The sequence below is a fragment of the Halopseudomonas xiamenensis genome (assembly GCF_014219065.1).
Taxonomy (GTDB): Bacteria; Pseudomonadota; Gammaproteobacteria; order Pseudomonadales; family Pseudomonadaceae; genus Halopseudomonas; species Halopseudomonas xiamenensis.
Map to the genome: position 1 here is coordinate 1 of NZ_JACLGO010000027.1, position 13,253 is coordinate 13,253.

General features: G+C 66.5%; 9 protein-coding genes. 8 read left to right on the plus strand and 1 reads right to left on the minus strand.

Going from position 1 to position 13,253, the window contains the following annotated elements; translation table 11 throughout:
* Positions 1 to 171: 171 nt before the first annotated feature.
* A complete protein-coding gene (locus tag H6X51_RS15865) occupies positions 172 to 2,649 on the plus strand; it encodes a heavy metal translocating P-type ATPase (RefSeq protein WP_185268451.1) in 2,478 nt (825 codons plus the stop codon).
* Here the strand turns inward: H6X51_RS15865 and H6X51_RS15870 are convergent.
* Positions 2,635 to 3,582 carry a LysR substrate-binding domain-containing protein gene (locus H6X51_RS15870; protein WP_185268452.1) on the minus strand — a complete coding sequence of 316 codons (948 nt, stop codon included), beginning with the start codon at positions 3,580 to 3,582 and terminating at the stop codon, positions 2,635 to 2,637. The genes H6X51_RS15865 and H6X51_RS15870 overlap by 15 nt on opposite strands.
* Positions 3,583 to 3,784: 202 nt before the next feature.
* Between H6X51_RS15870 and H6X51_RS15875 the strand changes: the two genes are divergently transcribed.
* The 7 genes from H6X51_RS15875 (at position 3,785) to rbbA (ending at position 13,253) form a co-directional block, all read left to right on the plus strand.
* Positions 3,785 to 4,462, plus strand: a complete 678-nt coding sequence (locus tag H6X51_RS15875) for a cupin domain-containing protein (RefSeq protein WP_185268453.1) — start codon at positions 3,785 to 3,787, stop codon at positions 4,460 to 4,462.
* Positions 4,459 to 5,673 carry an MFS transporter gene (locus tag H6X51_RS15880; RefSeq protein WP_185268454.1) on the plus strand — a complete coding sequence of 405 codons (1,215 nt, stop codon included), beginning with the start codon at positions 4,459 to 4,461 and terminating at the stop codon, positions 5,671 to 5,673. The genes H6X51_RS15875 and H6X51_RS15880 overlap by 4 nt, the downstream gene beginning before the upstream one ends.
* A gap of 135 nt (positions 5,674 to 5,808) precedes the next feature.
* Positions 5,809 to 7,605 (plus strand): protein-disulfide reductase DsbD, encoded by a 1,797-nt coding sequence (dsbD, locus tag H6X51_RS15885; protein WP_235991374.1) that lies wholly within the window; start codon positions 5,809 to 5,811, stop codon positions 7,603 to 7,605.
* Entirely contained in the window at positions 7,602 to 8,429 is an 828-nt protein-coding gene (locus H6X51_RS15890) for a prolipoprotein diacylglyceryl transferase family protein (protein WP_185268455.1), read from the plus strand. Before dsbD ends, H6X51_RS15890 begins: the two co-directional genes overlap by 4 nt.
* Positions 8,430 to 8,431: 2 nt before the next feature.
* Complete coding sequence (gene dsbG / locus H6X51_RS15895; protein WP_185268456.1) at positions 8,432 to 9,202, plus strand: thiol:disulfide interchange protein DsbG; 771 nt, start codon at positions 8,432 to 8,434, stop codon at positions 9,200 to 9,202.
* 228 nt (positions 9,203 to 9,430) lie between these two features.
* Complete coding sequence (locus H6X51_RS15900) at positions 9,431 to 10,531, plus strand: HlyD family secretion protein (protein ID WP_185268457.1); 1,101 nt, start codon at positions 9,431 to 9,433, stop codon at positions 10,529 to 10,531.
* The gene (rbbA, locus tag H6X51_RS15905; protein WP_185268458.1) at positions 10,518 to 13,253 is read left to right on the plus strand and encodes a ribosome-associated ATPase/putative transporter RbbA; all 2,736 of its coding nucleotides are present in this window, start codon (positions 10,518 to 10,520) and stop codon (positions 13,251 to 13,253) included. The genes H6X51_RS15900 and rbbA overlap by 14 nt, the downstream gene beginning before the upstream one ends.

A 13,253-nucleotide genomic window follows, 5' to 3' on the forward strand; every position in this document is an offset into this window, starting at 1 on the left:
CAGCCTCCTATCCCGCCTTTTGGGTTCGCGAGCGAAGGCGAGGAAATACTTTCACGGTCTCGCCTGCGCTACGCCGGCGGGCGGCATGATGCAGCGTACGCCGGTTGACCCTCACATCATGGCAAGGTTTACTGTCGAGGCTATATATAGCCACTGCCGCCAGAGGTCCAGATGAAGGTTCCACTCGAGGATGCAACACCCGCCACACTCAGCCTGCCGATCGAGGGCATGACCTGCGCCTCCTGTGTCGGTCGGGTGGAGAGGGCGCTCGCCCGGGTCGAAGGGGTCGGTGCGGTAACGGTGAACCTGGCTACCGAGCGTGCCGAGATCCAGCCTGCCGGAGCGCTGGATGGCGCGGCGCTGATCCAGGCGGTGGAGAAGGCCGGCTACCAGGCCGTCGCCCGTACCACCGAGCTGGCGATAGAGAACATGACCTGCGCCTCCTGCGTTGGCCGGGTGGAGCGGGTGCTGCGGGCGGTGCCGGGGGTGACCGGGGTGCAGGTGAACCTGGCCACCGAGCGCGCCAGCGTCCAGGGGCTGGCCAGTGATCAGGCGTTGCTGGCGGCGGTGGCCAGGGCCGGTTATCCCGGACGGGTGCTGGGTGATGCCAGCCAGTCCAGCGAGGCCGAGGCCCAGCGCAAGGAGACCGAGCAGAACACGCTGCGCCGTGACCTGCTGATCGCCGCACTGCTGGCGCTGCCGGTGTTCATCATCGAGATGGGCTCGCACATGATCCCGGCCATGCACGAGCTGGTGATGAACAGTATCGGCATGCAGCGCAGCTGGTACCTGCAGTTCGTGCTGACCAGCCTGGTATTGCTGATACCGGGGCGGCGTTTCTATCAGCAGGGCTTCCCGGCGCTGCTGCGCCTGGCCCCGGACATGAACTCGCTGGTGGCGGTCGGCACCTCGGCGGCCTATGCCTATTCGGTGGTGGCGACCTTCGCGCCGGGCCTGCTGCCTGAGGGCACGGTCAACGTGTACTACGAGGCGGCGGCGGTGATAGTGGCGCTGATCCTGCTCGGCCGTTATCTGGAGGCGCGGGCCAAGGGCCGCACCTCCGAGGCGATCCAGCGGCTGGTCGGGTTGCAGGCCCGGGTCGCCCATGTCTCGCGCGACGGTGGTATCGAGGACATCCCCATCGGCGAGGTAATGACCGGCGACGTGGTCGAGGTCCGGCCCGGTGAACGGGTGCCGGTGGATGGTGAGGTGCTGGAGGGCCAGACCTATATCGACGAGTCGATGATCACCGGTGAGCCGGTGCCCGTGGCCAAGACCGCCGGCAGCGAGGTGGTCGGCGGCACGGTGAACCAGACCGGCGCCTTTACCCTGCGCGCCACCGCCGTCGGTGGCCAGACCGTACTGGCGCAGATCATCCGCCTGGTCGAACAGGCCCAGGGTTCCAAGCTGCCGATCCAGGCGGTGGTAGACAAGGTGACCATGTGGTTCGTGCCGGCGGTGATGGGTGCGGCGCTGCTGACCTTCCTGGTGTGGCTGGTGCTGGGCCCGCAGCCGGCGCTGACCTTTGCCCTGGTCAACGCGGTGGCGGTGCTGATCATCGCCTGCCCCTGTGCCATGGGGCTGGCCACGCCGACCTCGATCATGGTCGGTACCGGTCGGGGCGCCGAGCTGGGGGTGCTGTTTCGCAAGGGCGAGGCGCTGCAACTGCTCAAGGATGCCGCGGTGGTAGCGGTGGACAAGACCGGTACCCTGACCGAGGGTCACCCGGTGCTGACCGACCTGGAGGTGGCCAGCGGATTCCAGCGTGAGGTGGTGCTGGGCAGTATCGCCGCGGTGGAATCACGTTCCGAGCACCCGATTGCCCGGGCCATTGTCGATGCCGCGCAGCAGCAGGGCATCGCCTTGCCGGCGCTGACCGAGTTCGAGTCGGTCACCGGTATGGGCGTTTGCGCCCGTGCCGATGGTATCCCGGTACAGGTCGGCGCCGACCGCTATATGCGCGAGCTGGGGCTGGATGTCGGGGTCTTCGCGCAGACCGCGCAGCGCCTCGGCAGCGAGGGCAAATCACCGCTGTATGCGGCGATCGACGACCGGTTGGCGGCCATCGTCGCGGTCGCCGACCCGATCAAGCCCAGCACGCCCGCCGCCATCGAAGCCTTGCACCAGTTGGGCCTCAAGGTGGCGATGATTACCGGCGACAATCAGGTCACCGCCCGCGCCATCGCCGCCCGCCTGGGTATCGACGAAGTGGTGGCCGAAGTGCTGCCCGAGGGCAAGGTCGAGGCGGTGCGCCGGCTCAAGGCCGAGCATGGCACCCTGGCCTTCGTCGGTGACGGCATCAATGACGCGCCGGCGCTGGCCGAGGCCGACGTCGGCCTGGCCATTGGCACCGGCACCGATGTGGCCATGGAAGCGGCGGATGTGGTGCTGATGTCCGGCAACCTGCAGGGCGTACCCAATGCCATTGCCCTGTCGCAGGCGACCATCGGCAATATCCGCCAGAACCTGTTCTGGGCCTTCGCCTACAACACTGCACTGATTCCGGTGGCGGCGGGGGTGCTGTATCCGTCCCACGGGATTCTGCTGTCACCGATCTTCGCCGCCGGCGCCATGGCCTTGTCCAGCGTGTTCGTGCTGGGCAACGCGCTGCGCCTGCGGCGGTTCCGGGCGCCGTTACTGCAAGGCTGAGCCAGCGTGGCTGGCTGACTGCTGCAGGGCGGCCTCGTGCTGCAGCCAGCTACGGAAGTCGGCCGATCCCGGCAGGCTGGCGCACTCCGGGCGGTAGACGATGTAGTAGTCCAGCTGCGAGGTGAAGCTGATCCCGGGGAACAGCCGCACCAGGCGACCGGCGGCCAGGTCGTCATGGGCCATGGCGCTGCGCGCCAGCGCGATGCCATGGCCTTCGGCCGCGGCCTGCAGGACGGCGGCGGAGCTGTTGATCTTCATGCCGCGCAACGGCACGCTGCCGGTTACCCCGGCACTGTGCATCCAGGCTTCCCAGGTCGGGAAGCCTGGATGGCCATCCATCGACAGGTCGTGGATCAGCGTCTCGCGCGCCAGCTGGTGCGGATCATCCAGCGTACCCAGGCGCTGCAGCAGCGCAGGTGAGCACACCGGGTAGACCTCTTCGCTCATCAGCTTGTCCGCGGCCAGACCCGGCCAGCTGCCGGTACCGTAACGCACCCCGATATGCATCTTCCCGGCGATGAAGTCCACCGGTCTGAGGCTGGTTTCCAGGCGCACGTCGATATCCGGGCAGAGCGCCTGGAAGTGGTGGATGCGCGGCAACAGCCACTTGGCGGCGAACGCCGGGCTGACGGTCACGCTGAGCGCATAGTTGGCCGAGCTTTCCTGCAGATACTTGTAACCCAGCGCCAGCCGGTCGAGGCCGGAGCGGATCACCGGCAGTGCCCGTTCGGCGGCTTCGGTCGGTATCAGCCTGACCGGTCCGCTGGTGGCACGATGGAACAGCGGCTTGCCCAGCCACTGCTCCAGCGAGCGGACCAGTTGGCCGACTGCGGCGGGGGTGACGTTCAATTCGCTGGCGGCGCCGGCAAAGCTCTGGTGGCGGGCGCTGGCCTCGAATGCGCGCAGGGCGTTGAGATGCGAGGGTAATTTCATGGCGGTAAAGTTTTTCTTTCCGGATGGAATACTTTATCTGATTTGTCGGGAAGAAGACGTTCGCTGAAAATGCGCTGAAAAAGGCATGGATGCGTGCTTGACGATCCCTGGCAAGGGCGGATCAGGCAAATCATCATACATATTTTTTCTATCTCATGCAGAGGTTGCCGGGAAACCTCCAGGCCGGACAGGAGCCATAGCCATGCTTGTCAACGCTGATTTTTCACGTCGCGCCAGTCTGACGCCGGACCAGTATCAATGGGTGCCTTCGCCCCAGCCCGGTGTTGAGCGGGTGATGCTCGACCGCCTGGGTGCCGAGTACGGGCATGCCACCAGCCTGGTGCGTTATGCGCCGGGCGTGCACTTTCCCCTGCACCAGCACCCCGGTGGTGAGGAAGTGCTGGTGCTGTCGGGTACCTGGTGTGAGGGGGCGCAGCAGTATCCGGCGGGTACCTATCTGCGCAACCCACCGGGCTCCAGTCACGCGCCGTTCAGCAGCGAAGGCGCGACGCTGTTCGTCAAGCTCTGGCAGATGGCCCCGGAGCCAGGCCAGCCGCTGCGCATCGATACCCGCGATCCCGCCGCCTGGAGCCTGGACAATGCGCATGAATGCTGCGAGTTGTACCGGGACGCGGTCGAGCATGTCTGGCTCCAGCGCCTGGACGCCGGCAGTCGCGTGCTGCCGGCGCTGGTACCTGGCGCCGAGCTGCTGGTGCTGGATGGTGCCCTGCGCGAGGGCGAAATGCTGTATCCCTCGGGCAGCTGGTTGAGGTTACCCGCCGGGGAATATGCCGGGCTGGTTGCCGCTGACACCCTGGTAACCCTGTACCTGAAGATCGGCCCGCTCGGCGTCCGCAGTGGGCAGGGGGAGCACCGATGAGCGCGCATGACGGCAGTCTCGATCAGGATGCGCCAGCGCTGCTGTCCGAGCGCGAGCAACGCGGCAATATCGCCCGTCTGACCCTGGCCCAGGCGCTGGCCGGCGCCAACTCGGTGGTGGTCTATGCCACCGGCGCCATCGTCGGCCATATGCTGGCCGCGGACAAGGCGCTGGCGACCCTGCCGATCTCCATCTTCGTGGTCGGTATGGCCGCCTGCATCCTGCCCAGCGGGGTGATCGCCCGGCGTCATGGCCGGCGCGCGGCCTTTCTGGTCGGCACCGGGGCCGGGGTCCTGGCCGGGTTGCTGGCGGTCATGCTCGGTTCGTTCTGGCTGTTCTGCCTGGGCACCTTTTTCGGTGGTGCCTATGCGGCGGTGGTGCTGTCCTTCCGTTTCGCCGCCGCCGATGGCGTCAGTCCGGCCCGGCGCGCCCGGGCGCTGTCGCTGGTGATGGGTGGCGGCGTTGCCGCCGGCATCGTCGGGCCGCAGCTGGTGAGCCATACCATGTACCTGCTGCCCAACATGTTCATGGCCAGCTTCCTGGCCCAGGCCCTGGTGGCGGCACTGTCGGCGCTGGTGTTGCTGGGCGTACGGCTGCCGAAGCCGAGCGCGGCGCAGATCGCTGGTGGGCGGCCGCTGACGGATATCGTGCGCCAGCCACTGTTCATCATCGCGGTGACCTGCGGTGCGGTGTCCTACCTGCTGATGAACTTCCTGATGACCGCCGCACCGCTGGCCATGCAGATGTGCAGCCACTCGCAGCACAGTGCCAACCTGGGGTTGCAGTGGCACGTGATCGCTATGTATGCGCCGAGTTTCTTCACCGGCAGGCTGATCGCCCGTTTTGGCGCTGGCCGTGTGGTGGCGGCGGGGTTGCTGCTGACGGGTATATCCATCGCCGTGGGGCTGACTGGGATCGAGGTGGCGCATTTCTGGCTGACCCTGATCCTGCTGGGTGTCGGCTGGAACTTCGGCTTCGTCGGTGCCTCGGCCATGGTGCTGCAGTGCCATCGACCGGAGGAAAATACCCGGGTGCAGTCGCTCAACGACTTCATCGTGTTCGGTACCATGGCGGTGGGTTCCTTCGCCTCCGGCGGGGTGCTGGCTGCCTATGACTGGAGCGCGGTGCTCTGGGTCTCGCTGATCCCGCTGGGGCTGGCGGTGCTGGCTCTGGTGACCACGCCCCCGGAACACCGGGTGCGGGCCAACTGAGCGGGAGCCCTTATGGGGCACAGTGCACCGCCACCTCGATGATCGGCATGATCGCGATAGCTCATGGAAAACCCTTAAGTCCCGGTTAATCGGCAGGTGTCAGTATCTGGACAGGTTTACCGGGAGGATGTGAGTTTGAGTGTCTATCGACCTGTGCTGATGCTGCTGGTCCTGGCCTTGTGGTCTGGCAACGGCCTTGGAGCCGGCAATGCTTTCCTGCCCTGGAGCAATGACCAGGGTTTTCTCGAGGCCGGCGAGGTGTTCCAGTTGGAGCCGCCGCAGGCGGCTGGTGATGGCTGGGTGGCGCAGGGGCGTATTGCCGAGGATTATTATGTCTACCGCCATTCGCTGCGGCTGGAGGATGCTCAAGGACGGGCCGTCGAGCTGGATATGCCGGAGGGTGTCGCCCGGCATGATGAGTTCTTCGGCGATACCGAGATCTTCATGGGAGACAGCCTGCAGCTGCGTTTCGCTGCGGCAACCGCGCCGCTGACCCTGCACTGGCAGGGGTGTGCCGAAGCCGGGCTGTGTTATCCGCCGCAGAGCCTGGCGGTGAGCCTGCCCGGATCATCGCCGGTTGCTGCCGGAGGTGACCGCGGCAGCTCGGCGCCACAGACCGGATCGGCCACTCTGGCCGAGGACCAGGCCGCCGCGCAGCGGCTGGCGACGCTCGGGCCGCTGGCCGGTACCGCGCTGTTCTTCGGCTTTGGTCTGCTACTGGCATTCACTCCCTGTACCTTGCCGATGATCCCCATAGTGTCGAGCATGGTGGTGGGCAGCCAGGCCCGGCCACGCCGGGCTTTTGCCTTGACCCTGAGTTACGTGCTGACGATGGCCGGTACCTATGCGCTGCTCGGCGTGGCCGCCGGGCTGGCCGGAGCCAACCTGCAGGCCACCCTGCAGTCGCCCTGGTTGTTGGGAGCCTTTGCCGCGCTGTTCGTGATTCTCGCCAGCTCGCTGTTCGGTCTGTTCGAACTGCGCCTGCCATCAGTTTTGGTGAACCGGGTCGAGGCCGCCGGGCGTGGCCAGGCAGGTGGCAGTCTGGCCGGCGCAGCGGCGCTGGGCCTGCTGTCCGCACTGCTGGTCGGCCCCTGCATGACCGCGCCGCTGGCCGGCGCCCTGCTGTATATCGGCCAGACCGGCAGTGCCCTGTACGGCGGGCTGGCGTTGTTCGCGCTGGGGCTGGGCATGGGCCTGCCGCTGCTGGTCATCGCGGTGTTCGGTGCCCGGGTACTGCCCAAACCGGGCGCCTGGATGGACCGGGTGCGGGTGGCGTTCGGCTACGTCATGCTCGGCATGGCGGTGCTGATGCTGGCGCGCTTTCTGCCGGGCAACATCAGCCTGTTGCTGTGGGGTGCCTGGGCACTGGCGGTGGCGGTCGGCCTGGTTGCCTGGGCCCAGGCGCTGGTGGCCCGGCAGCGATTGGCCTGGGGCCTGCGTTTCGGTGCGGTGCTGGTCGGGTTGTGGTCGTTGCTGATGTTGGTCGGTGCCGCCTCGGGTGGTGATTCCACATTGCAGCCGCTGGCCCATCTGCGCGGCGCGGCCCCGGCGGCTGCAGCGGCGCAGCCCGAGTATGTCCAGGCCAAGTCGGTGGCGGAAGTGGATGCACGCCTGGCCGATGCGGCGGAGCAGGGCCAGTGGACGCTGATCGACTTCTATGCCGACTGGTGCATCAGTTGCCATGTGATCGAGCGCGAGGTGTTCGGCGACCCGGCCGTTGCGGCGCGGCTGGCGCGCATGCAGGTAGTGCGTCCGGATGTCACGCGCAACGATGCTGCCGACCGCGAGCTGCTCAGGCACTGGGGTGTGCTCGGGCCGCCGACGCTGATCCTGGTCAGCCCGGATGGCGAGGAGCACCGCGCGCTGCGGGTGGTTGGCGAGATTCCGGCCAATGACTTCCTGGCACGTCTGGATACGGCGGGTACACCATGATCAGCGTCGGTCCCTTTCCGCTGCAGGCGGTGATCGTTTCCGGCGCCTTGCTGCTGGCCTGGCTGGTGACCCGCAGCCTGGCCCGGCATATGGCTGGCGAGCCGTACAAACTCGCTGGTGCGCTGCTGCTGGATGCGTTCTTCTGGGGCCTGCTCGGTGCCCGGCTGGCCTGGATCCTGCTGTGGTGGGAGGAGTACAGCGCCGCGCCGGTCAGCATGATCGCCATCGGCGATGGTGGTTTCAGCTGGTGGGCGGGGGTTGCCGTTGCACTGGGCTATGTTGGCTGGCGCAGCCGCGCCCGGCGCGTGCTGCGGATATCGGTACTGACCGGCGTGCTCAGCGGGGTACTGGCCTGGTTCGCCGCCGGTGCGGTAATCGGCCTGCTGCAGGCGCCGCCCATGCCCAATCTGGCGCTGGCGACGCTGGACGAGCAGCCCGTCACCCTGGGCGACTATCAGGGCCGGCCAGTGGTGATCAATCTGTGGGCGACCTGGTGCCCGCCTTGCCGGCGCGAGATGCCGGTATTGCAGCAGGCCCAGGCGCAGTTTCCGCATATCTCCATCGTGCTGGTCAATCAGGGGGAGGACGCCGGACAGATACAGAGTTTTCTCCAGCAGCAGGGGCTGGAGCTGACCGATGTACTGCTCGATCCCTTCTCCCGCACCATGCACGAAATGGGTGCGCGGGCGCTGCCCACCACGCTGTTCTTCGATGCCCAGGGGCGCCTGGTGGACTCGCATATGGGCGAACTCACCATGGGTAGCTTCAAGAGCAAGATATCGCGCCATTTTCCCATTCCATCGCCCGATACAGACAAGGAGTAGACATGTTTTCACCACCTTCGCGCCTCGCTGCCAGCCTGGCCACCGGCCTGATGCTGATGGCCGGCTGCAGCCAGGCGCAGGACCAGCGACCAGCGGCCATCCAGGCTCTGGAACAGCAGGGCCTGACGATCATCCAGGAATTCGATGCCGGAGCGCCGGTACGCACTTTTGCCGCGGTCGCCGGTGACCGGCCGGTGGCGGTCTATCTCATGCAGGACGGCAGTGCCATCGTTGGCACGCGGCTGGATGCCGACGGCCAGCCGCTGGACGATGCCGCCCTGGAGGAACTGGTTGCCAGGCCCATGAGCGACCAGGCCTGGGCGCAGTTGGAGTCCTCCAGTTGGGTACTCGATGGCCAGGCCGATGCGCCGCGTATCGTCTACACCTTCACCGACGCCAACTGCCCGTTCTGCAACCGTTTCTGGGAGGCCGCACGGCCCTGGGTGGATGCCGGCAAGGTGCAGCTGCGGCATGTCATGGTCGGTGTGATCAAGGAGGACAGCCTGACCAAGGCTGCGGCCATTCTCGGTGCCGCTGACCCATCAGCTGCGTTGGCGGAGAACGAACGCAAGCATCAGCGTGGCGGCATCGCTCCCGCGCGCAGTGTGCCGACCGAGATCGGCAGGCAGCTGGAGGATAACCACCAGTTGATGATGATGCTGGGCTTTCGCGGCACGCCGGGCATCGTGGTCAAGGATGGCGAAGGGTTGATCAGCAAGCACAACGGCATGCCCCGGCCAGAGGCCTTGGCCGATATCATGGGGCCGCGCTGACAGGCGGCGTCAGTGCCCCCGGGGGAGGAACGCTGATCAGATATCGGGTTGTCGAGCAGCTGCTCGACGACAAACCTCCCTGCCTGCTGGGCGTTGGCGTAGCGCCACCGCTTTGCTGAACGCCGCAAAATTGATCTGGCGCATCCCACAGCCACTCCGTTTGGCCTATCGTTAGGCTGGTAGCGCAGTTTCACTGCGCTGATTCGCTTCATGGCAAGGGCTGCACATATGGCATCTTCTGTTCTCTCGAATAAACGTATTCTGTTTCCTGTCGTGCTCGGCGTAGTGGCATTGCTGGGTTGGTATGCCTGGACGCAGTATGCCGAGCAGGGGCCGGGGGAAGGGTTCATCAGCGGTAATGGCCGTATCGAGGCGACCGAGATCGATATCGCCACCAAGCTGGCGGGCCGGGTCGAGCAGATCCTGGTGCGCGAGGGTGACTTCGTCAGCGCCGGCCAGGTAGTGGCGAAGATGCAGATCGACACCCTGCAGGCGCAACGTGAGGAAGCGCTGGCCGCTCACCAGGAATCCATACATGCGGTTGCGGCGGCCAAGGCGCAGATCAGCCTGCGGGAAAGCGACGTGGCGGCCATGCAGGCGCTGGTGGCGCAGCGTGAAGCCGAGTTGAATGCGGCCAAGCGCCGCCTGGCGCGTACCGAGGTACTGGCCAGGGACGGTGCCATTTCCCGCCAGCAACTGGATGATGACCAGGCCGCCGCCCATAGTGCAGAGGCGGCGGTGGCCGCCGCCAGAGCCCAGGTGTCGGCGGCGCAGGCAGCAGTCGAGGCGGCGAAGGCGCAACAGACTGGCGCACAGTCCCGGGTCGCTGCCACCCAGGCGACCATCAACCGCATCGAGGCCGACCTGGCGGACAGTGAACTCAAGGCCCCGCGCGACGGCCGGGTGCAGGTGCGCGTGGCCCAGCCCGGCGAGGTGCTGGCCGCCGGTGGCCGGGTACTGAACCTGCTCGACCTGTCGGATGTGTACATGACCTTCTTCGTGCCCGAGGTTGCCGCCGGCCGGCTGGCACTGGGCAGCGAGGTGCGCCTGGTGCTGGATACCGCGCCGGACTATGTGGTGCCGGCACGTATCTCCTTTGTCGCCAGCCAGGCCCAGTTCACTCCGAAGACCGTGGAGACCGCCAGCGAACGACAGAAGCTGATGTTCCGCGTGCGGGCACAGATCCCGCCCGAGCTGTTGCAGCGCTACCTGGAGCAGGTCAAGACCGGTGTGCCCGGCGTGGCCTGGATCAAGCTGGACGCCTCCGCCGCCTGGCCCGAGAGTCTGGCCATCCCCGCCAGCCTGAGCCTGTCGCATGCCGACGACTGAAACCGTCGCCCGGCTGCTGGACGTCAGCCTGCGCTACGGCAACACCCGCGCGCTGGATGCTATCGACCTGGACATACCGGCTGGCCGCATGGTCGGCCTGATCGGCCCGGACGGGGTTGGCAAATCCAGCCTGCTGGCACTGATCTCCGGCTCGCGGCGTATCCAGCAGGGCCAGGTACTGGTGCTCGGCGGCGACATGGCCGAACGCCGGCACCGCAACCGGGTCTGTCCGCGTATCGCCTATATGCCCCAGGGGCTGGGGCGCAATCTCTATCCGACCCTGTCGGTGGAGGAGAACCTGCAGTTCTTCGCCCGGCTGTTCGGTCATGATGCGGCGGAGCGGCGCCGGCGTATCGATGACCTGACCCGGGCCACCGGCCTGCATGGCTTTCTCGAGCGTCCGGCGGGCAAGTTGTCCGGGGGCATGAAACAGAAGCTGGGCCTGTGCTGTGCGCTGATTCATGACCCGGACCTGCTGATCCTGGATGAACCGACTACCGGTGTGGACCCGTTGGCGCGGGCGCAGTTCTGGGAACTGATCGCCCGTATCCGCCGTCAGCGCCCGGGCATGAGCGTGATGGTCGCCACTGCCTACATGGACGAGGCCCAGGGCTTCGACTGGCTGGTGGCGATGGATGAGGGCCGGATACTGGCCACCGGCACCCCGGCGCAGTTGCTAGAACATACCGCCAGCAGTTCGCTGGAAACGGCATTCATCGCGCTGCTGCCGGAGCAGCGCAAGCGCGGGCATGCACCGGTGGTGATTCCGCCATTGCAGGTCGATGAACAGGATATCGCCATCGAGGCGCGGAACCTGACCCTGCGCTTCGGCGACTTCACCGCGGTGAAGGATGTCAGCTTCCGCATCCGTCGTGGCGAGATCTTCGGCTTCCTCGGCTCCAATGGCTGCGGCAAGACTACCACCATGAAGATGCTCACCGGTTTGCTGCCGGCCAGCGAGGGGCAGGCCTGGTTGTTCGGTGCCGAGGTCAGCCCGAAGGATATCGAGACCCGGCGCCGGGTAGGCTACATGTCCCAGGCGTTCTCCCTGTACAGCGAGCTGACCGTGCGCCAGAACCTGGTGCTGCATGCGCGGCTGTTCTCCGTGCCGGAACAGGAGATTGCCGAGCGGGTGGCACAGATGGTGGACAGGTTCGGCCTGCGCGAGGCCATCGACAGCCTGCCGTCGAGCCTGCCACTGGGTATGCGCCAGCGCCTGTCGCTGGCGGTGGCCATGGTGCACCAGCCGGAACTGCTGATCCTCGACGAGCCGACCTCGGGCGTCGATCCGGTGGCGCGTGACGCCTTCTGGCGCCTGCTGGTGGAGCTGTCGCGGCGCGACAAGGTGACCATCTTCCTGTCCACCCACTTCATGAACGAGGCCGAGCGCTGTGACCGCATGTCGATGATGCATGCCGGGCAGGTGCTGGACAGTGACGTGCCGGCCAGGCTGGTGGAGAAGCGCGCAGCGGACAACCTGGAGCAGGCCTTCATCGGCTACCTGATCGAGGCCGGGGCCGGTGGTGGAGACGAGCCGCAGACGGATCTGCCGGCGCCGCTCCAGTCACCCGCCGAGCAGTTGCCCGTGGTCCGGCATCGACCATTCAGCCTGCAGCGCATGCTCAGCTATCTGTGGCGCGAGAGCCTGGAGCTGCAGCGTGACCCGATCCGCGCCACACTGGCGCTGGTCGGCTCGCTGATGCTGATGTTCGTCATCGGCTTCGGCATCAGCCTGGATGTGGAAGACCTGCGCTACGCGGTGCTCGACCGCGACCAGACCAGCCTCAGCCGAGACTATGCATTGCAACTATCGGGCTCGCGCTACTTCATCGAACAACCGCCACTCACCGATTACCAGGAGCTGGACCGGCGCATGCGCAGCGGCGAGGTGTCGCTGGCCATCGAGATACCGCATGGCTTTGCCCGTGACGCGCTGGCCAGGCGCCCGGTGCAGATCGGTGCCTGGGTGGATGGCGCCATGCCGCAGCGGGCCGAGACGCTCAAGGGCTACGTGCAGGGCATGCACCAGCACTGGCTGGCCACGCAGATCATCGAGCGTGGTGGCGCACTGCCGGTCAGCGCCGAGATCCAGACCCGCTTTCGCTACAACCCTGATGTGCAAAGCCTGCCCGCCATGGTGCCGGCGGTGATCACCATGCTGTTGCTGATGCTGCCGGCGATGCTGACCGCGCTGGCGGTGGTGCGGGAGAAGGAAACCGGCTCGATCACCAACTTCTACGTCACCCCGGTGACCCGCAGCGAGTTCCTGCTCGGCAAGCAGTTGCCCTACGTGGCGCTGGCGATGCTCAACTTCCTGTTGATGACCTTGCTGGCGGTGAACCTGTTCGGCGTGCCGATCAGCGGCAGCTTCCCGACCCTGGTGCTGGCGGCGCTGATCTTCAGCCTGGTCGCCACCGGCATGGGCCTGCTGGCCTCGGCGGTGACCCGCAGCCAGATCGCCGCGATGTTCTTCGCCATGATCGGCACCATGGTGCCGGCCACGCAGTTTTCCGGCCTGGTCGATCCGGTGTCCTCGCTGGAGGGGGCAGGGCGGGTGATCGGTGAGCTGTACCCGGCCAGCCATATGGTCAGCATCAGCCGCGGCGTGTTCAACAAGGCCCTGGGCCTGCCGGAACTCGCCGGGGCGTTCTGGTCCATGCTGCTGTCGGTACCGGTGATCATGGGCCTGGCCATAGTGCTGCTGAAGAAACAGGAGCGTTGA

Excerpts from the sequence above, each read along its gene's own strand:
- H6X51_RS15865 (WP_185268451.1), top strand. The coding sequence starts at position 172 with ATGAAGGTTCCACTCGAGGATGCAACACCCGCCACACTCAGCCTGCCG.
- H6X51_RS15870 (WP_185268452.1), bottom strand. The coding sequence starts at position 3,582 with ATGAAATTACCCTCGCATCTCAACGCCCTGCGCGCATTCGAGGCCAGC.
- H6X51_RS15875 (WP_185268453.1), top strand. The coding sequence starts at position 3,785 with ATGCTTGTCAACGCTGATTTTTCACGTCGCGCCAGTCTGACGCCGGAC.
- H6X51_RS15880 (WP_185268454.1), top strand. The coding sequence starts at position 4,459 with ATGAGCGCGCATGACGGCAGTCTCGATCAGGATGCGCCAGCGCTGCTG.
- H6X51_RS15890 (WP_185268455.1), top strand. The coding sequence starts at position 7,602 with ATGATCAGCGTCGGTCCCTTTCCGCTGCAGGCGGTGATCGTTTCCGGC.
- dsbG (WP_185268456.1), top strand. The coding sequence starts at position 8,432 with ATGTTTTCACCACCTTCGCGCCTCGCTGCCAGCCTGGCCACCGGCCTG.
- H6X51_RS15900 (WP_185268457.1), top strand. The coding sequence starts at position 9,431 with ATGGCATCTTCTGTTCTCTCGAATAAACGTATTCTGTTTCCTGTCGTG.
- rbbA (WP_185268458.1), top strand. The coding sequence starts at position 10,518 with ATGCCGACGACTGAAACCGTCGCCCGGCTGCTGGACGTCAGCCTGCGC.